The organism is Fictibacillus fluitans, from assembly GCF_030418125.1.
In the GTDB taxonomy this organism is placed as follows: Bacteria; Bacillota; Bacilli; order Bacillales; family Fictibacillaceae; genus Fictibacillus_C; species Fictibacillus_C fluitans.
This window is the reverse complement of record NZ_JAUHTR010000020.1, coordinates 1-18,487: the sequence shown is the minus strand read 5'-3', so window position 1 is coordinate 18,487 and position 18,487 is coordinate 1. Positions and strand designations below refer to the sequence as shown.

The 18,487-nt window shown below is 46.2% G+C and carries 14 protein-coding genes, 9 tRNA genes and 1 rRNA gene; 3 read left to right on the top strand and 21 right to left on the bottom strand.

Features of this window, described 5'->3' with window-relative positions:
• Positions 1–218: 218 nt before the first annotated feature.
• Positions 219–1,292, top strand: coding sequence for an FUSC family protein (locus QYB97_RS22460; RefSeq protein ID WP_301168243.1), 1,074 nt, complete (start codon positions 219–221; stop codon positions 1,290–1,292).
• 43 nt (positions 1,293–1,335) lie between these two features.
• Here QYB97_RS22460 and QYB97_RS22455 read toward each other — a convergent pair whose 3' ends face one another.
• The 4 genes from QYB97_RS22455 to QYB97_RS22440 form a co-directional block, all read right to left on the bottom strand.
• Positions 1,336–2,487 (bottom strand): mannitol-1-phosphate 5-dehydrogenase, encoded by a 1,152-nt coding sequence (locus tag QYB97_RS22455; protein ID WP_301168242.1) that lies wholly within the window; start codon positions 2,485–2,487, stop codon positions 1,336–1,338.
• Position 2,488: 1 nt separating this feature from the next.
• On the bottom strand, positions 2,489–2,923 hold the full coding sequence (locus QYB97_RS22450; protein ID WP_301168241.1) for a PTS mannitol transporter subunit IIA: 435 nt from the start codon (positions 2,921–2,923) through the stop codon (positions 2,489–2,491).
• A 1-nt stretch (position 2,924) separates the two neighbouring features.
• Complete coding sequence (locus QYB97_RS22445; protein WP_301168240.1) at positions 2,925–5,042, bottom strand: BglG family transcription antiterminator; 2,118 nt, start codon at positions 5,040–5,042, stop codon at positions 2,925–2,927.
• Between the two features lie 204 nt (positions 5,043–5,246).
• Positions 5,247–7,058, bottom strand: a complete 1,812-nt coding sequence (locus QYB97_RS22440; RefSeq protein ID WP_301168239.1) for a PTS mannitol transporter subunit IIBC — start codon at positions 7,056–7,058, stop codon at positions 5,247–5,249.
• 334 nt (positions 7,059–7,392) lie between these two features.
• Here QYB97_RS22440 and QYB97_RS22435 point away from each other — a divergent pair, with 334 nt between their 5' ends.
• Positions 7,393–8,379, top strand: a complete 987-nt coding sequence (locus QYB97_RS22435; RefSeq protein WP_301168238.1) for a linear amide C-N hydrolase — start codon at positions 7,393–7,395, stop codon at positions 8,377–8,379.
• Positions 8,380–8,471: 92 nt separating this feature from the next.
• Here the strand turns inward: QYB97_RS22435 and glmS are convergent, their stop codons facing one another.
• The 6 genes from glmS to sigW form a co-directional block, all read right to left on the bottom strand.
• Complete coding sequence (gene glmS, locus QYB97_RS22430; RefSeq protein ID WP_301168237.1) at positions 8,472–10,274, bottom strand: glutamine--fructose-6-phosphate transaminase (isomerizing); 1,803 nt, start codon at positions 10,272–10,274, stop codon at positions 8,472–8,474.
• Between the two features lie 465 nt (positions 10,275–10,739).
• The gene (glmM, locus tag QYB97_RS22425; RefSeq protein WP_301168236.1) at positions 10,740–12,080 is read right to left on the bottom strand and encodes a phosphoglucosamine mutase; all 1,341 of its coding nucleotides are present in this window, start codon (positions 12,078–12,080) and stop codon (positions 10,740–10,742) included.
• A gap of 3 nt (positions 12,081–12,083) precedes the next feature.
• Positions 12,084–13,499, bottom strand: coding sequence for a CdaR family protein (locus QYB97_RS22420; RefSeq protein WP_301168235.1), 1,416 nt, complete (start codon positions 13,497–13,499; stop codon positions 12,084–12,086).
• The gene (gene cdaA, locus QYB97_RS22415) at positions 13,483–14,316 is read right to left on the bottom strand and encodes a diadenylate cyclase CdaA (RefSeq protein ID WP_301168234.1); all 834 of its coding nucleotides are present in this window, start codon (positions 14,314–14,316) and stop codon (positions 13,483–13,485) included. The genes QYB97_RS22420 and cdaA overlap by 17 nt, the downstream gene beginning before the upstream one ends.
• A gap of 188 nt (positions 14,317–14,504) precedes the next feature.
• Positions 14,505–15,122, bottom strand: coding sequence for an anti-sigma factor family protein (locus QYB97_RS22410; protein WP_301168233.1), 618 nt, complete (start codon positions 15,120–15,122; stop codon positions 14,505–14,507).
• A 5-nt stretch (positions 15,123–15,127) separates the two neighbouring features.
• Complete coding sequence (gene sigW / locus QYB97_RS22405) at positions 15,128–15,703, bottom strand: RNA polymerase sigma factor SigW (RefSeq protein WP_301168232.1); 576 nt, start codon at positions 15,701–15,703, stop codon at positions 15,128–15,130.
• A gap of 211 nt (positions 15,704–15,914) precedes the next feature.
• On the opposite strand from sigW, the gene QYB97_RS22400 reads away from it, so the two are divergent.
• Positions 15,915–16,082: an aspartyl-phosphate phosphatase Spo0E family protein gene (locus QYB97_RS22400; RefSeq protein ID WP_290402192.1), complete on the top strand. Its 168-nt coding sequence runs from the start codon at positions 15,915–15,917 to the stop codon at positions 16,080–16,082.
• Between the two features lie 28 nt (positions 16,083–16,110).
• Here the strand turns inward: QYB97_RS22400 and rocF are convergent, their stop codons facing one another.
• From rocF to rrf, 11 genes are all read right to left on the bottom strand, one after another.
• The gene (gene rocF / locus QYB97_RS22395) at positions 16,111–17,013 is read right to left on the bottom strand and encodes an arginase (RefSeq protein WP_301168231.1); all 903 of its coding nucleotides are present in this window, start codon (positions 17,011–17,013) and stop codon (positions 16,111–16,113) included.
• A 245-nt stretch (positions 17,014–17,258) separates the two neighbouring features.
• Positions 17,259–17,334 (bottom strand) — tRNA-Ala (locus tag QYB97_RS22390).
• Between the two features lie 13 nt (positions 17,335–17,347).
• Positions 17,348–17,421: transfer RNA gene (locus QYB97_RS22385), tRNA-Gly, on the bottom strand.
• A gap of 53 nt (positions 17,422–17,474) precedes the next feature.
• Positions 17,475–17,550 (bottom strand) — tRNA-Lys (locus tag QYB97_RS22380).
• Positions 17,551–17,691: 141 nt separating this feature from the next.
• Positions 17,692–17,775: transfer RNA gene (locus QYB97_RS22375), tRNA-Tyr, on the bottom strand.
• 38 nt (positions 17,776–17,813) lie between these two features.
• Positions 17,814–17,889, bottom strand: a tRNA-Thr gene (locus QYB97_RS22370).
• Positions 17,890–17,914: 25 nt separating this feature from the next.
• A tRNA-Val gene (locus QYB97_RS22365) sits at positions 17,915–17,990 on the bottom strand.
• Positions 17,991–18,019: 29 nt separating this feature from the next.
• A tRNA-Glu gene (locus QYB97_RS22360) sits at positions 18,020–18,094 on the bottom strand.
• 3 nt (positions 18,095–18,097) lie between these two features.
• Positions 18,098–18,173: transfer RNA gene (locus QYB97_RS22355), tRNA-Thr, on the bottom strand.
• A 1-nt stretch (position 18,174) separates the two neighbouring features.
• A tRNA-Asn gene (locus tag QYB97_RS22350) sits at positions 18,175–18,249 on the bottom strand.
• A 47-nt stretch (positions 18,250–18,296) separates the two neighbouring features.
• Positions 18,297–18,412 (bottom strand): 5S ribosomal RNA (gene rrf, locus QYB97_RS22345).
• Between the last annotated feature and the right edge of the window lie 75 nt (positions 18,413–18,487).

Sequence of the window (18,487 nt, the reverse complement as noted above, 5' to 3'; positions counted from 1 at the left end):
ACTTACCCTTTTGAGACGTGATACGAAACATATTTCTAGTTACCGGCCATAATGGAACATTTACCCGCCACCGGGCTCCCCTACACAGCCTAAATCTGTTAAAATACCTGCATGTAAGGAAATACTGAGTATAGAAAAGAACGTTTTTGCAGGTTTCATCATCTTTCCTTGTGGAAAAAGACCTGTAATAGAAACTTTGTATAGAAAGGAAAACGCCATTGAAAAAAGGACTGGAAGTATTACTTCGCCTGGGGCTTACTCTTCAGGTATTAAAAACAGCGATCGCAGCCGCGCTTTCCTGGACCGTATCGACTCACCTCTCCCAAAATGATTATCCATTTTTTGCCCCGCTGGCCGCTGTTCTGACCATGCAGGTTACCATCGCCGGCTCCCTGCAAAAAGGGTTTTACCGGGTGACCGGTGTCATAGGCGGCGTTGTGATCAGTATGCTGATCGGCTATTTTCTTAAACTAAATGCGGGGTCCATTATGCTTGTTGTCCTGATCAGCATGGCCGTAACAACAGCCTTCAAGATGCCTGCAGGGGTAACCTCTCAGGTGTGTGTAAGCTCGATCCTCGTTCTCGCATTTGGACAGGGGTATGCGTTCAGCCGCATTATTGAAACGATCATTGGTTCTGCCATCGCCGTTCTGACCAATGCCCTGCTTGTTCCTCCGAATGCCATTCCGGCAGCCGAAGAGCTGCTTCTGAAGCTTTCCAATCAGGCTGCCAAGACATTAAAGGATCTGGTCGTACTGTGGGACAGGAATCTGTCTCACCGCCGGGAGATTCAGCAGGAAGTCAAAGAACTGACAGAACGGAACGAGAAAGGAATCGATGCGGTCGTGCTCGCCAGAGAAAATCTTCGCTTTACCCCATTTTTTACGAAAAGAAGGATCCGGCTCACCCATCTTGAAACAGGAATGAAGCACCTTAACCACATTACCCTGCAAATCCGCGGGATTGCGCGCGGTATACGGGACTTGTCATCCATTATTGATACAGACAACGACTCTGAAGAAATTCAAGAGTTAAACCGGGCCATCGAACAAACAGCGGTCTGTGTCGCCCATTATGGAGAAACCGTCATTAATCCATCGGCGGAAAATTTAATGATTCTAATTTCCAGCTTGAAAGAAGCACAGAAAATCCAATCCAACTGCCTGGTGATTCTGAAACGGTATGAATCGCTGACCATACTGCGGGATGTAGGTGCGATTCTTACCGACTTAAACCGCATCCTGAAAGAGACCGGCGGCCAGACGGTCATCAGCACCGGCCGGGTTTTCTAACAAAAAAAGCAGGAAGGCTGTTCAAGCGCCTTCCTGCTTTTATTTATTTTTTCATATTCTCATATTGGCTGACAATCGCCTTGGACAGCTCAGACGCTGCCGGGATTTCCGTGAACTGCTCAATCGCCTGCTCCAGGCCATTTGACGCAATGGTCTCCTGAACGTTTACAGCCTCCGGGTCTTCTTTGTAATCATATAGGAGAGCCGCTGCAATCACTTTGATTAAAGAAGCGGGCATGTCGCCTGTTAATTCATGATACTGTTTCGCCGGGCTGACAAGGCGGTCGTTCGGTCCAAGCTTGCGGATCGGGGAACGTCCCACACGGGTCACTTCATCCGAGATATACGGATTTGTGAACCTGTTTACAATCTTGGCCGCATACGCTTCATGCGCCTCACGCTCGAAGCCGTATTTGCTGATGAGCATGTTTCCGGTTTCCTTCACTGCACCCTCGATCACTTCTTTGATTTCGGGGTTCTTCATGGCCTGGTCGATCGTTGGTACACCGCCGTAATAACCGAGATAGGCAGCTGCTGCATGGCCGGTATTCACGGTGAACAATTTGCGTTCAATATACGGCTTCAGGTCATCCACATACGTAATGCCTTCCACATCGGGTTTTGTACCCACGATTTTGGTTTGGTCCACTGCCCATTCATAGAAAGGCTCAACCTTAACCATTAGTTTGTCTTCGTTGGATTGGTTGGGAACGATGCGGTCGACCGCTGCGTCCGGAAATCCAAAACGGGTTTCAAACTGCTGTTTTTCTTCTTCATTCAGTTTTTCAAATACCTTTTCCTTTAAAAGGGTGCTTCCGCCGATCATGTTTTCACAGGCAATGATATTCAGCGGAGCGTCACTTGCCGCTGTGCGCTTTTTCAATCCTTCTGCGATCGTCCCGGCAATAAAGGGCAGAATGTTCGGTCCGACTGCCGCTGTGACAAGATCAGCTTTAGCCACCATTTCCACCGCTTTTTCAGCATCGGTACTGCTGTTTACCGCACTTACATTTTTGATGATTTGCTCCTGCTGGCTTTCATCTGCAAGAACCACGGTATATTGCTTTCTTTCATTTAAAAGAGAGACGAGTTCCTCGTTCACGTCCACGAAAACTGTTTCATAGCCAGACTGGTACAATAAGTTGCCAATAAATCCTCTGCCGATGTTGCCTGCTCCGAAATGTACTGCAAGCATCTTACTCAACATCCTCAAAGAATGCCATAACATCTTCCTTGGAAGAAGCGTTCACGATTCCCATAACGTTTTCTTCCGCGGAGCAGACAATCGCAATTTTAGAAAGAAGCTCAAGGTGCTCATCGCCTTTTCCGGCAATTCCAATCAACAGCTTAACTTCGCTTCCTGGTGCAAATTCTACACCCTCAGGCACTTGGATGATCACAATTCCTGATTCTTTTACGGATTTTTTGGCATCTTCTGTTCCATGAGGAATGGCTACATAGTTCCCCATGTACGTAGAGGTCAATTCCTCGCGCTCAAGCATTTTTTCAACATAGTCCGGTTCAACATAGCCGTTTTCCACGAGCAATTGGCCTGTCAGGCGAATGGCTTCCTCTTTGTTGGCTACGTCTGCTTTCAGTACAATGTTTTGTTCGTTTAGAATGGTTGACATGTTAACCTCTCCTTATATCTTGTAGTTTTTCGTCATAAAACTGGTGAAGCTTTTCTGTAAGATAAGACATTATCTGTTGTTCTTCCTTTGTTTCAAACCGCGTAATGCTCTCCTGATCTTCAATAATAAGAGAGCTGATAGTACTCAGTACCTCCAACCCCTGGCTGGTAAACGCCTCTGGAGCAAGCAGCAGTAAAATGCGGCCAATTTCAATGGCCGACTGGTCCATCGCAGTAACCGTCACTGCAGGTTGCAGCTCATAAATCGTGAAGGACGGCTTTGCGATATATGGGCTGCGCGCATGAAAAAGTGCAAGTGAAGTATTGGGAATACCCAATCCGCCTAACTTTTCCCGCTCGATCAGCGCATGAAAGACGCCTTCGCTGTCCCGCAAAGCATCTTGAGCCTCCAATGTACCGCATGCTTCCCGCAACACATCTTCCACACCTTGTCCGCTCCCCGCTTGAAAGAGTTGAAACCCGCGAAGCACATCGGTAACGGCATCGGTATAATGCTTGATGTTTTCCATTTGTGCCAAGACCTGCAGCGGATCCCGTTCCTTTTTCACGGCTTTAGCGGGAACACGTTCCGCTCTTTGCCGTATGTTTTTCATTTCGGCAATCCATTGTCTGACCTTCTTCAGCTCTTCCTCATCGGGAATCGGGCTGACCACAATATGCGGCAGATGGTAATCCGGCAACTCTACCGTTGAGATGACAAGATCATAGGAAGTGGTGTCCATATGATTCATTTCAAAAATCGAGGCATTTTTCAGCTCACTGATCTCCGGAATTTCCCGCTTGAGCACGGTAGCCAGCATTTTGGACGTTCCAATGCCAGTGGAGCATATGACGAGCGCCTTCAGATCATTGGACTCGCGTCCGTTCATCAGCGCGGATCCAAAGTGCATGACCAGATACGCGATTTCCTCATCCGGAACGTCCAGATCGGGAAAGATGACCGCTGTCCCTTCCTTCACCAATTCAAAAAGATCTTTATAATCACTTTTGATTTTTGGCAAAAGCGGGTTGGTAATGCCCATCTCCTGCTTAATGCGGTAGAGGGCCGGCTTTAAATGGGTAACCAGCCCCTGAAAAAGCGATGTGTTCTGCAGCAGGTCGGTGCCTGTTTGGTCAGCGATATACGTAATCAGGCTCTTGGCTTTAACCGCTGTCTGAAAGCTGGACTCCTCCAGCAGGTACTCTTTGTCCCGCCGAAGCTTGGCCCCCTGCAAATGCATTGTAATGTAGCCGATTTCCGCTTCCGGAATGTCGGTATCAAATACCTTCTTCAGCTTGTTGATGATCTTCTCTGCGGCTTTATATTCCGGCGCAAGCTTCAGCCTCTCGAGAAACGCATCATCCATATTGATGTTTTCGCCCTGCAGAATCCGCTCGATCGCCAGGGACAAGTGAACAACAAGCCCGATATAGGCACTGTCGGCAATTGGATAAGGAAGCTCTTCGTTCACTTCCTCGATGGCATGCTCCACCGTAATGAGCCGGCTCTTTTCCACCAGGCCAAGCAGCCGTTCGGAAATCGAATCGGTCGTTTGCAGGGAACGCTTCTGGATATTCTCCTTCACAAGAGACAAAAAGTCGGTTTCGTTCAGGTTCTGAGCAATGATTTGGCTCATCGCCCTCCGTTTTGCGCTCTCGTCTCCAGTGATTTCCACTCCGTATCCCCGTTTTCTCACAAGAGTCAGGTGAAACTCGTTCAGCCGGCCTTCGAGTTTCGTCAAATCATTGCTGATGGTGGCAATGGTGACATTCAGGTCGTGCGCCAGGGATACGAGCTTCACCGGTTCCTTTGCTTCAAGCAGTGTGCAAAGAATAATGGTCTGCCGCTCATCCGGCGTGTATTCGTTATACGACAGTTGAAAGAGCGCCATCCTCAGCTCTTCCATATTTTCCTCGGACCCGACTATCTGGATGCCGACGCCGGACTTTTTAAGAAGTTCTAAGTTATAGCTTTTCAGCGTATTTTCCAGTTCTTTTAAATCACGGTGAATGGTACGGGTACTGACATCAATGGCATCCGCAAGATCTTTGACTGTCATCTCTTCTTTTTTGGATAACAAGATCTCGAATATCAGCCGTTCTCTTGCCGAAATGTACATGTCCTCACTCCTATAAGCAGGTGCAGGTTTGGTAAATCTTTTCTTAGCTTGATGACAACTTTTAAGTTGTATACCCCATATTTATTCTATACCCTCGAGAACCCTTGAAACAACGAAATGAAAAAGCATTTTCGTCATTTGGGTTGTTGCCAACATTTAAATACTAAGCGAAAAAGCCGGACTCAGTGTCCGGCTTCCCTTCGCTTATTTTTTGGCTGATTCCAATTTACTCATCAGCTCATCATATCTTGGTGAGTTTAAGAAGTTTTCTACTGAGATGTGTTTTGCACCCGGTAGCTTCGCTTTGGCACGATCGGTCAAATCCTTGTGCGTGATGACCACATCGGCATCATCCGGCAGGTTGGAAATGGACGTGTTGGACACGGCAACATCCAGACCGGCTTTCTTCACTTTGTTTTTCAGGATGGACGCACCCATCGCACTCGAGCCCATTCCTGCATCACAAGCGAAAATTATTTTGGAAACATCGGCATACTCATTATCTTCCGCTGGCTGTGCGGCTGGTTCTGACGTCACTTCAGCTTGTGTAGCTGGGGCAGCACCCTGGCCCTCTTTCAGCTCATTCATCAGCTGATCATATTTCGGGCTGTTCAGGAAGTTTTCTACTGAAATATGCTCAGCGCCCGGAAGCTTCGCTTTTGCACGGTCAGTCAAATCCTTATGCGTAATAACGATATCCGCATCGGACGGAAGGTTGCTGATGGACGTGTTGGATACCGCAATAACCAGTCCCGCTTTTTGAACTTTATTTTTCAGAATGGAAGCACCCATCGCACTGGAGCCCATTCCTGCATCACATGCAAAAATAATTTTGTTTACATCACTGCGGGTTTTCACAGCTGCCGGCTCTTCTTTTTTGGCTTCAGGCTTGTTGATCAAAGATGATGCACGGCTTTCTTTCCCTTTAAGTGCAGAAGTTTTTTCTGTTGCTTTGGTCAATTCATCATCATCGTCGTCTGTTTTCTTGGATGATTTCAGGATAATGGATGAAATCAAGAAGGAAACCGCTGTGGCGACAAGCACCCCTGCGAGTACGCCAAGATAATGTCCTCTCGGTGTCATGGCAATCAGTGCGAAAATGCTGCCTGGTGATGGAGCAGCCACAAGACCTGCGTCAAAGAGCAAGAAAGTGAATACGCCTGATGCACCCCCGGCAATAACTGACAAGAGAAGCATTGGCTTCATTAAAATGTACGGGAAGTAAATCTCGTGAATACCGCCCAGGAAGTGAATGATGGCTGCTCCCGGTGCAGATTGTTTCGCCATTCCTCTTCCAAAAAGAATGTAAGCAAGAAGGACACCAAACCCAGGTCCGGGGTTGGATTCCAGCAAGAAGAGAATGGATTTTCCGGCTTTGGCTGCCTGCTCAATACCGAGCGGGCTCAATATACCGTGGTTGATCGCGTTGTTCAGGAACAAAACTTTGGCTGGTTCAATAAAAATACTGGCCAGCGGCAGCAGGTGAGCGTCAACGATCGCCTGAACGCCCGCTGCCAGTGTTTTGTTCAGTGTTACTACGACAGGTCCGATGCCTTTGTAGGCGATCAGGGTAAGAATACCGGCAATGATACCGGCTGAAAAGTTATTGACGAGCATCTCAAAGCCGGATCGGACCTTGCCGTCGATCATTTTATCAAACTTCTTGATCGCCCACCCGCCAAGAGGACCCATAATCATGGCTCCCAAAAGCATAGGAATGTCAGCACCAACGATAACCCCCATGGTTGCCGTTGCACCGACCACACCACCGCGCAAATCATAGACAATGCGTCCGCCGGAAAAACCGATCAGAAGCGGAAGCAGGTAGGTGATCATCGGTGTGACCAGCTTCGCCAGGTCTTCATTCGGAATCCATCCGGTTGGAATAAATAACGCGGTGATGATACCCCAGGCGATGAACGCCCCGATGTTCGGCATGATCATACCGCTCAAATGGCTCCCAAAGCGCTGAATTTTCACTTTGGCGCCTGACTTTTTCTGTTCAGAATTAGCCATATCTATCGAAAACTCCCTTCAAGTATCGCTTTTATCAATTAGTAAATAGGACTTATGTATTAATTGTAAAGCGGTTACAGTCTTTCTTCAACGGAAAGAAAACGGGATTTTGTCACCATACTTGTTGTCATTTCTTTAATACCCTTATTTGTGGCAACAACTCTTAAAGTTAAAACTTTAGGACAAAAATGACTGCCTGAATATTTCTATTAAAATTTTTAGCTTCTCACAGAAAAACTCTCTCGTAATGACCTTTATGCAAAAGAAATCTAGCATCATTGTTAAACTTCTTTCATAATACTCTGTTATTGAATAATAAATAGGAGTGATACAGATGTGTACTAACATAGTCATTCCACGTAAATTTAAGAATGATCCTCTGGTTTCTGCTCGGACCATGGACTGGGCTATTGAACTTCCAACTGCGATTACCTTTTTTCCGCGCGGACAGTCATTTCCTGAATTCAAGCTGTCTGAAGAAGAAATACATTGGAAAAATTCTTTGGCATTTATAGGTGCGGTGCATCCTGAAAAAAGAACCATATACGACGGATTGAATGAAGCAGGGCTTTCAGCTTGCGGCCTATCACTGTTTTGCAGTGAGTATCCAGAACGCAAATCTAGTTCTCACATATTGAACACCTATAATGTTGTGTCTTATGTGCTGGGAAACTTCAAAACTATCCAAGAAGCAAAAACTGCGCTGTCTAAACTGACCATCATTAATCCTTTTAATGATCCTTTATTAGCGCAACACTTCATTATTAGTGATATATCCGGAAATCATTTAATTGTTGAATTCGTTAATGGAAAGATGAAAACCTATACGACCAAGTTGGGAGTCCTGACCAATGACCCGCCGTATGACTGGCACCTTTTGAATCTTAAGTTATATGAAAACCTGAGCCTTGAAGATACGGTTAAACTCTGTGGGGTAGGACTTGGCGGAAGTGGCCAGCTCGGTATTCCCGGCGATCCAACGCCACAATCCAGATTCGTCCGTGCTGCTTTTCTTCAGAGAACCGCGTTTCAGCCTAAAGATACTCAACAGAGTATTGGAGTTGCGCGTCAAATCATACAAACACTCTCTGTACCAGCCGGAACAGCATATGGAGAAAATAGTGATTTTTACGATTGGACCTTGTGGACTGTGATCCGTGATCATACCAATTTAACTTACTATTTCTATACAGATTTTAACAGTAAGCTTTGTGGGGTACGGCTAAAAAAGTTCGACGTAAATTCAAAGAGCCAGCAGCAAATCAATATTGTACAGCCCGACTGGTACAAAGATGTCTCCAAACGAATGAAATCTGAATGAGTCTGTCTTTCCGCCGTTCTTTCCACTCTGCTTTCATAACAAAAAGGCTCCATTCTATAGAGAATGGAGCCTCCTTTTAAAATTTATTTTATTTATTCAACCGTTACACTTTTCGCAAGGTTACGCGGCTTATCCACGTCACAATCACGGTGAAGAGCGGCATAGTATGCGATCAATTGAAGCGGTACAACGGATACGAGCGGAGTGAGGTATTCATGTACTTCTGGAAGTACAATACGGTCTCCTTCATCCTTCGTAACTTCAGTACTGATCACGCATGTGTTCGCTCCGCGTGCTGCAACTTCCTTCACGTTACCGCGGATGCTTAGGTCCACGTGTTCCTGAGTGGAAAGTGCGATAACCGGTGTGCCGTCTTCGATCAATGCGATTGTACCGTGCTTAAGTTCTCCTCCGGCAAATCCTTCAGCCTGGATATAAGAGATCTCTTTCAGCTTCAGTGAGCCTTCAAGGCAGACAAAGTAGTCAACCGCACGGCCGATGAAGAAGGCATTGCGTGTTTCGGAAAGGTATTCCTGAGCGACACGCTCCATGGTTTCTTTTTGGTCGGTTAATGATTCAATCGCATTCGCTACGATCGCAAGCTCTTGAAGCGGATTGAAATCAAGTTCAATTCCCTGTGCACGGGCTGCATCAACGGCAAGGATCGCAAGAACAGCGATTTGGGCAGTATATGCTTTTGTGGAAGCTACTGCAATTTCAGGACCTGCATAGAGATTTAGCGTGTAGTTTGCTTCCCTTGAAAGCGTAGATCCCGGAACGTTTGTAATGGTAAGTGCCTTGTGTCCAAGCTTCTTGATCGCTACAAGCACCGCACGGCTGTCAGCTGTTTCCCCGGATTGGGAAATGAAGATGAACAGCGGCTTCTCGGAAAGAAGCGGCATGTTGTAGACAAATTCACTCGCAATGTGTACTTCAACCGGTACTTTTGCGATGTTTTCGATCAATTGCTTACCAACAAGACCGGCGTTATAGCTGGTACCGCAAGCCACGATGTAAATACGGTCTGTTTCTTTCATCGCCTCGCGAATATCATCGTCAAGCTTCAGGTTGCCGTCTTCGTTCTGGTAGTGCTTGATGATGTTACGCATAACGAATGGCTGCTCATCGATTTCTTTGAGCATATAGTGAGGGTAAGTTCCCTTTTCAATGTCACTTGCATCAAGCTCGGCAGTGTAAGGCTCACGGGAGACTTCCTGCCCGTCGAGTGTTTTGATGGTATATGAATCACGCGTCACGATGACGATTTCTTCGTCCATAAGCTCCACGTATTTGTCTGTTTGGGAAATCATCGCCATAGCGTCACTTGCTACAACGTTAAAGCCTTCACCAACACCAACTAAAAGCGGGCTTTTATTTTTTCCAACATAGATGGTTTCTGGATCTTGGTTATCCACCAATGCAATTGCGTAAGAACCTTTGATAACAGAAAGTGCATGACGGAAAGCTTCTTCCACGCTTTCGCCTTCGTTCACGAATTTCTCGATGAGCTGCACAACAACCTCTGTATCTGTATCACTTACGAATGTTACATCCTGTAAGTATTCTCGTTTAACTTTCCCGTAGTTCTCGATTACACCGTTATGAACAAGTGTAAAACGTTCTGCAGAACTTTGGTGTGGATGAGAGTTCACTTTGCTTGGCGCTCCGTGGGTTGCCCAGCGGGTATGTCCGATACCCATAGTGGATTCAACGTTTTGGTCAACGATCTCGCGCAACACAGCAATTCTTCCTTTTTCCTTGAAAACCTGCACGCCGTCCTGATCGACCACTGCAATTCCTGCAGAGTCATAACCGCGATACTCCAGCTTTTCAAGTCCTTTAAGCAAGATTTCCTTCGCATCCTTATTACCTACATAACCTACAATTCCGCACATTTAAATTATCCTCCCTTTGGTCAGAAACAGCTCTTTATCTGATGCTGTATCCGCCATACAGGGGGACTGCGAGCGGGGCTCACAGCCCCACCTATGTTTATTTTTATGGTAATTAGCCACTGCTTTTATTTTTGTACAGGAAGTCGCCTTGCCTGTTTTAGATAAAAGCTAACGAAAGTGACTGATTCCGAGAGGCATCCGCCGAATGATCGATGAACCTCTTCCTCGTCAACTATTTTCTTTTCGTCCGAAAATAGTTCAGGCGCTTTGTATTTAATTTACCACTCTGTTCTCCTTCCCGTTTCTGAGTCAAGATAAACTTTATGATAGCCTGTTTTTGACCAAGCGTCAATTGGTTGCCAGGCAGCTTAATAAATATTTAATAAAATATGCATAAGCGAATCGGTCGGTGATGCGCTTATGCATACTTTTCGTATCTATTTGGTCGAATGAGGGTGCCTTTTATTAAACAAGCTCAGTCTTCACGACTTCAACAATTTCCTCAGCGTAGGTTTTGCACTGTTCTTCTGTCGGTGCCTCAACCATAACGCGTACGAGAGGTTCTGTTCCGGACGGGCGCACAAGCACACGGCCGTTTCCGTTCATCTCATCCTCTACCTTATCGATGGCAGCCTTCACGGTCTCATTGCCCTGCAGTTTTGTTTTATCTGCCACTTTCACATTGATCAAAAGCTGAGGGAACTTTTTCATTTCATTGGCAAGCTCGGACAATGGACGTTTGGTTTGCTTCACGATGCTCGCAAGCTGAATCGCGGAAAGCATGCCGTCACCAGTTGTTGTATGGTCAAGGAAAATGATATGTCCTGACTGTTCTCCTCCGAGATTATAGCCGCTCTTTCTCATTTCTTCCATTACATATCGGTCACCAACCGCTGTTTGAACCGATTTTACCTCTTTTTCTTCCAGTCCTTTGTAGAAGCCAAGGTTGCTCATAACTGTAGAAACGATCGTGTCGTTTTTAAGTTCGCCTTGTTCTTTCAGGTATGTGGCGCAAATAAACATGATCTGGTCGCCGTCTACAATATCGCCGTTCTCATCAATCGCAATCAGGCGGTCGCCGTCCCCATCAAAAGCAAGACCCATGTCTGCTCCTTTTTCTTTCACGAGTTCAGCCAGTTTTTCCGGATGGGTGGATCCCACTCCGTCATTAATGTTCAAGCCATTCGGGTTTGTTCCCATCGTGGAAATATCAGCTTCGAGGTCCGCGAACAAGTGCGGCGCAAGTGAAGACGTCGCTCCGTGAGCGCAATCGAGTGCAATATGCATTCCGGAGAAATCTCCCACAACCGTCTGTTTAAGATACTGAAGGTACTTCTGTCCGCCTTCAAAATAATCGCCGACAGATCCGATATCGCCGCCTGAAGGACGTGGGAGCTCGTCTGCCTCCTGATCCAGCAATGCCTCAATTTCAGCTTCCTGCTCATCAAGAAGCTTAAATCCGTCTGATCCGAAAAATTTGATTCCGTTGTCTTCTACCGGATTGTGAGAAGCAGAGATCATAACCCCTGCCTGCGCGCCAAGCGCCTTTGTTAAATAGGCAACGCAAGGTGTAGAGACAACGCCCAGACGCAATACTTCAGCTCCGGTGGATAATAGGCCGGCAACCAATGCTCCTTCAAGCATATGCCCGGAAATTCGTGTATCTCGGCCAATCAGAACTTTTGGCTTTTGGGTTTCTTTTGTTAAAACATATCCCCCAAAACGCCCCAGTTTAAAAGCTAGTTCCGGCGTAAGTTCTGTATTGGCAACGCCTCTTACCCCATCTGTTCCAAAGTATTTACCCATGATTTAATTCTCTCCTTCAGTCTGTGATTCGTTAGGATCCGATTTTTCCTCTGATTTTGATTTTGCCACGGCTGGGTTCTCTTTTTGCCCATCGTCTTCTTTGGTTGTGCTGTTTACGTCAGGTTTGGGAGACGTTTCGTTATCCTGTTCCGGCTCTTCCGCACCATTCGTTTCGGAAGCAGGTTCTTTAATTGAAATAGCCGCTTCGGAAACCTCTGTCTCCATCTTAAGGTTTTTGGAATTGGAGGCGTGTATGGTTACGGTGTGCTCTCCTGGTTCCAGATTATTGACATCGACATAGGACGTAATGTCTGAAGCATCCAGTCCTTCGATGGCCTTTTTGCTTCCGGATATGGTAACATCCATTTTTCCGTCAGAAGGTGATACAAAGGAAGCAGGCTGTTCACTGTTCTCTCCGCGGATTTCTATAGGAACGTTTTTTATGGTCTTTGATCCTGTATCCTTCTCAACGTCAACCTTCACTTTGACTTGCTTTGGGCTGACGGATTCGGCTCCGTCCGGAAGCGGGACATCCACATCCACCGTTGAGTCTTCCTTTATTTTCGATAAATCCACGTCTACACCGCTGATTTCATTAATGTTATCAAGAGTGGAAGATGGTCCTGAGAGAGTGACTTCTTTTGGATCAAATGAAATCCCTGCAAGAGTCAAGCCTTCCGGGAGATCTCCTTTTTGGTTAATTCTCAGCGGAACGGTCTTTTCCGGCTTTGAGATCGGCACTGTTACATTGACTGATTTAGGATCAATCAGAACATCCAGTAGATTCCCCTGGCTGTCATACGCTCTTAGCGGCACTCTTGTTTCCACTTTGTCTTTTGCGTTTGAAACATCGACCGTTGCCCGTACGCTTTCAATCCTGTTGATATATTCATCCGGTCCGGTCACGTATACGGTTTTTGGTGAAAAATCCACGCTGCCGGTTTCATATCCTTCCGGCAGTTTCGTTTTGTTTTTAAGATCGATGCTTACCGGTATCTGCCGGGTTTGCTTTTGATGAAGAGTTACTTTCACCTGCTTTGGAGAAGGCTCCGCTTCCAGTTCATCTGGTACATTTTTTAATTTCACGGGAACTGTATGGGTGCCAGGCCCCAATTTGGTGAGGTCAATATAAACTTCTATTCTGCGGTCAACCTTCAACGCCTTGGTCAGCAGGTTGGACTCGCCTGTGAGTTTGACATCCACCGATCGCGGCATGTCAGTAAGGACATATTTGTTTTCATCGAAATATGGAACGATTTCAACACCGTTGACGCTCTGCGTGTTCTTGGACACCGAAGTAAACAGTGCATTCCGGCTGGTCTGCTGCTGGTCTTCCATCGATAGCACGGTATAAAGCATGAGAGCCAGAAGAAAAGCGATGATCTTTACGAACCAATTGCTTCTAAGGAGTTTGTCCATTTTTCTTCCCCCTCCAATTCCAGCGTGATGAGGAAGCGGAGCGGCCCGACCCCATAAGCTCGGCCGTTAATAAATTCTTTAATGATTCCTCATCCAGGTTGCGGTGAATTTCCCCGTTCTTGGTAATGGAAATTCCTCCGGTTTCCTCTGAAACAACAACGGTTATCGCATCGGTAACTTCGCTGACTCCAATGGCTGCCCTGTGTCGTGTACCGAGTTCCTTGGACACGAAAGGACTTTCCGTAAGAGGCAGATAACAGCCTGCCGCAATAATTTCATTTGCCCGCAAAATAACGGCTCCATCGTGCAATGGAGTATTGGGTACAAATATATTGGTTAAAAGCTCGGAGGTGAGCTTGGAATGGATGGGAATCCCCGTTTCCACATAATCCGTCAGCCCCGTCTCCCGTTCGAACGACATGATGGCTCCGATACGACGCTTGGCCATATAACTGGTGGACTTCACAATAGCAGCAATGGATTTTTCTATTTCTTCTTCTTCAGCTCCGCCAGTTCTTGAAAACAGTTTACCGCGGCCAAGCTGTTCGAGCGCGCGCCTCAGTTCCGGCTGAAAAATTATGATAATCGCAAGCAGTCCATATGTAATGGCTTTATCCATCAGCCAGCTCATGGTCCTGAGCTCAAAGAAGCTGCTGGCGAGCCAAACGGCTACAATTATGACGATTCCTTTTAACAGCTGTACCGCTTTGGTTCCGCGGATCAGCATGATCAATTTATAAAAAACATAGGTAACCAGTAAAATATCAACAATCTGGCTAATATAGTTACCTAAGCTAAAACTTCCAACAGGTAACATGACATCACTCCACTTCGGGAACTACCCTTTCTGTTAATGTAGTGCAACAATGATGATAATATACAACATCCATTATTATAGCACATCCATACCTTTCCTTTAAAAGTTCAAGGCCATTGCTAAAAAAGAAAAAGCCGGCCATTTACAGGCGGCTTATCAACTGCTCTATATTCATTCGATGTGCAAACCTATTTTTGTTCCTGTCCGGTAAAGAACGTTTTTAGTTTATACCAAACCCATTCTACTACCTCATGGATTTCCTGGCTGTCTCCGGTAATCTGCCCGGCAGAAGCCATGTATTTTTCTCCTTTTATGACCACCACATTGCCTTCGACCTTGCCCTCGACATTAATATTGCCATTTTCAACCACCAGGTCACCTTTAACCGTTTCGCCTTTTGGTACAGTCACTGTGTGGGCTGCAGAATTCACTTTGATGTTCTTGGCTGCTGAATGCACCGCAAAATCATTTTCTGTATTCCATCCGGCCATCACCGAACCAAACATTAAAATTAAGAATACAGCAGCAGCAGTCAAGACGGGGTATCGTCTGATCCACTGTGCGGGCATACTGCGCTTCTTCGCTTCCGGCAGCCGTTTCATCACGTTCTCCGTAAAATGCGCGGGCGCCACCACAGGAGAAGCTTCTTTCATTTCATATATAATTTCCTTTAATGCATGATAATGCTCTCTGCAGCTCTCACAGCTTTCCATATGACGATTCAGTTCTGTCTGTTCCTCGGCTGTAATTTCCCCATCAAGGGCTTTATCAACGAGATCCATGTATTCTTCTGATACACATGACATTATGTTCACCTCGATTTCGCAACCTTTTTGTATGCCTTTTTCAACGCTTCTCTTCCCCGATGGATCCTTGTTTTTACAGTAGGAACGGGCAGATCCATAACAGAACTGATTTCTTCAAGGGACATGTCCTCAATGTACTTCAGCAAAATGGCTGTTCTGTATTTCTCAGGAAGCTTCATGATTTCCTGCTGCAGCTGGTCACGCTTTTCTTTTTCTTCCACTTCATCTTCCGGCAGCGGATCAGCATCCGCTACCTGGCTGTACAATGTGGCACCTTCCGTCCCCGGAATTTCTGCATCCATGGAATAATCCGGTTTTCTTTTTCTCAGCCGGTCAATGCATAAATTTGTGGCAATCCGGTACAGCCATGTCGAAAACTTGTAGCTTCCGCTGTATTTATCTATATTCACAAAAGCCCGTACAAAAGCTTCCTGTGCGAGGTCTTCTGCTTCATGCCTGTCACCGACCATTCTGTAGCACAGCCGGTAGATCTTATCCTTGTAGATCTCAACCAGGCCTTCAAAAGCCTCCCGGTTACCCGATTTAACCTGAGTAACCAGGCTGTTTATTAACGAGTCCATTTCAATTGTCCACCACCAGTTATGGTTCGTATTTTTCTACGTATCGAATTTAAAAAAGTTTCAAGTTCTTAAAAAATAAAGCATTTTTAATTTTAGCATGAATCGGTGAGACTATCGAAAATATTTTTATACATTTTTTACAAATTAAGTTTCACATTGGATATTTGCGGGAATACTGGAAATTAAGATTATCTATAAGGAGCGTGTACTAATGGACCGCAATATCCTGCTTAGAGAAATTGAAGTATCTCGAAAAAAGATGAATGAAATGTCTAAATTCATGCCATTAATCGCTGATGAAATCGTAGAAATCAGCCAACATATAGATGCCCTCTTAAATGAATTCCAAAAAGCGAACGTAAAAAACAGCTACTCTTGATAAAGAGAAGCTGTTTTTAATTTGCGTATTATAGAAGTTTTTCCCCGAAAAGAGAACCCATTAAAGCGACCGCCACTGTTGCTGTTTTATTCCGTTCATCCAGAATGGGATTGACCTCCACAAATTCGGCGGATGTAATGATTTGAGATTCAGCCAGCATTTCCATGGCCAAATGGCTCTCCCTGTAACTGATTCCGCCAAGAACCGGTGTACCCACCCCCGGCGCATCCTGGGGATCAAGACCGTCCAGATCAAGACTCAGATGAACACCATCTGTTTTGCCGGACAGGTATTCAATCGTTTCCTCCATCACCTTCGTCATGCCAATCCGGTCAATCTCATGCATGGTGTATACCTTAATCCCGCGCTCCTTGATCAGCGCCTTTTCTCCTTCATCCAGCGAACGTGCCCCGATGATGACGATGTTCTCTGGCTTAACCTTCTGTTCGTAGCCCCCGATACCCGTCAGCGATTCATGGCCAATACCAAGACTTGCAGCGAGAGGCATACCATGGATATTGCCGCTTGGTGAGGTATCTGCTGTATTCAAGTCTCCGTGGGCGTCATACCAGATGACCCCAAGGTTCTCGTAATGCCTGGAGATGCCTGCAAGAGAGCCGATCGCGATGCTGTGGTCTCCTCCCAAAACAAGCGGAAAGCGGTTCTCCTGAATAACATCCGAAACGGCCTGTGCCAGCTTCTCACTGGCAGAAGCCACTTCTTCCAGGTTCTTCAGGTTCGTTTCAATCGTTTCCTCGATTGTTCCCGGACGGGCTATACCAATATCTCCAAAGTCGTGAACCTGATGGTCAATATCCATGAGGCGTTCCACAACGCCTGCATATCGAATGGCGCTTGGACCCATATCCACTCCCCGCCGTGTCTGCCCTAAATCCATTGGTACCCCGATAAGTGTAATGTCCTTCTTCATTTGTAGGCCTCCCCTGAGCTGCGTTTCATTATTCTATCAATTAATTTTAGCCTGTCCCATACAGGTGGTTCAACTGGACACAAATCTGCATAGATATACCCGGTAGTAAGCGCTTTCCATGAGTGGAATGGATAATTATTAAGTAAAACAGAAGGCTTCCCTGAAAAAGAGAAATGCGGGACTGGATTAAAAGCAATAAAAAAAGCCTTTGGACCTTTGTCCAAAGACTGTACGTTTATTATGTATGGTGGAGCCTAGCGGGATCGAACCGCTGACCTCCTGCGTGCAAGGCAGGCGCTCTCCCAGCTGAGCTAAGGCCCCAAATAAATTTAAATGGAGCGGGTGATGAGAATCGAACTCACGACCAGAGCTTGGAAGGCTCTTGTTTTACCACTAAACTACACCCGCATATTAACCTTATTATTCTTTATGCCCAAGCTTTCTGTCTTTTATTCAGAAAATGGTGAGCCATGAAGGACTCGAACCTTCGACCCTCTGATTAAAAGTCAGATGCTCTACCGACTGAGCTAATGGCTCAAGTTGTTATGTCCGTCGGTTCCCTGTCTCTTCCTCTAAAAGAGAAAGCAAGGAGAGTATCCGTCGAGACAACTCGCCGTTCAACCACGAAGCTTTGCTCGTGACTGAGCTAATGGCTCACTGTAAAACAAAGTAATAAGATGGTGGAGGGGGACGGATTCGAACCGCCGAACCCAAAGGAGCGGATTTACAGTCCGCCGCGTTTAGCCACTTCGCTACCCCTCCACATAAAAAAAGGACATCACAGTATTTCTTATGAAAAATGGTGCCGGCTAGAGGACTTGAACCCCCAACCTACTGATTACAAGTCAGTTGCTCTACCAATTGAGCTAAACCGGCGTTGTAAACAATGGTAATAAAAAAATGGTGGAGGATGACGGGTTCGAACCGCCGACCCCCTGCTTGTAAGGCAGGTGCTCTCCCAGCTGAGCTAATCCTCCATATGAAATGTTATTTTCTTCAAAAAACTTGGTGACCCGTACGGGATTCGAACCCGTGTTACCGCCGTGAAAGGGCGGTGTCTTAACCGCTTGACCAACGGGCCGACTGGAGCTTCCAACCGGGCTCGAACCGGTGACCTCTTCCTTACCATGGAAGCACTCTACCTACTGAGCTATGGAAGCATGGCTCCACAGGTAGGACTCGAACCTACGACCGATCGGTTAACAGCCGATAGCTCTACCACTGAGCTACTGTGGAATAATAAACAAATTAGAAATCCACAAACCAAAAATTTTGAAATGATAGCCTGGCAACGTCCTACTCTTACAGGGGGAAGCCCCCAATTACCATCGGCGCTGAAGAGCTTAACTTCCGTGTTCGGTATGGGAACGGGTGTGACCTCTTCGCTATCGCCACCAGACTGTCTTTCAAAGGTTGTCCTAAATTACAAGGACAAGATACATTTTACAATGTATTTGCTCTTTTGACAAGAGTT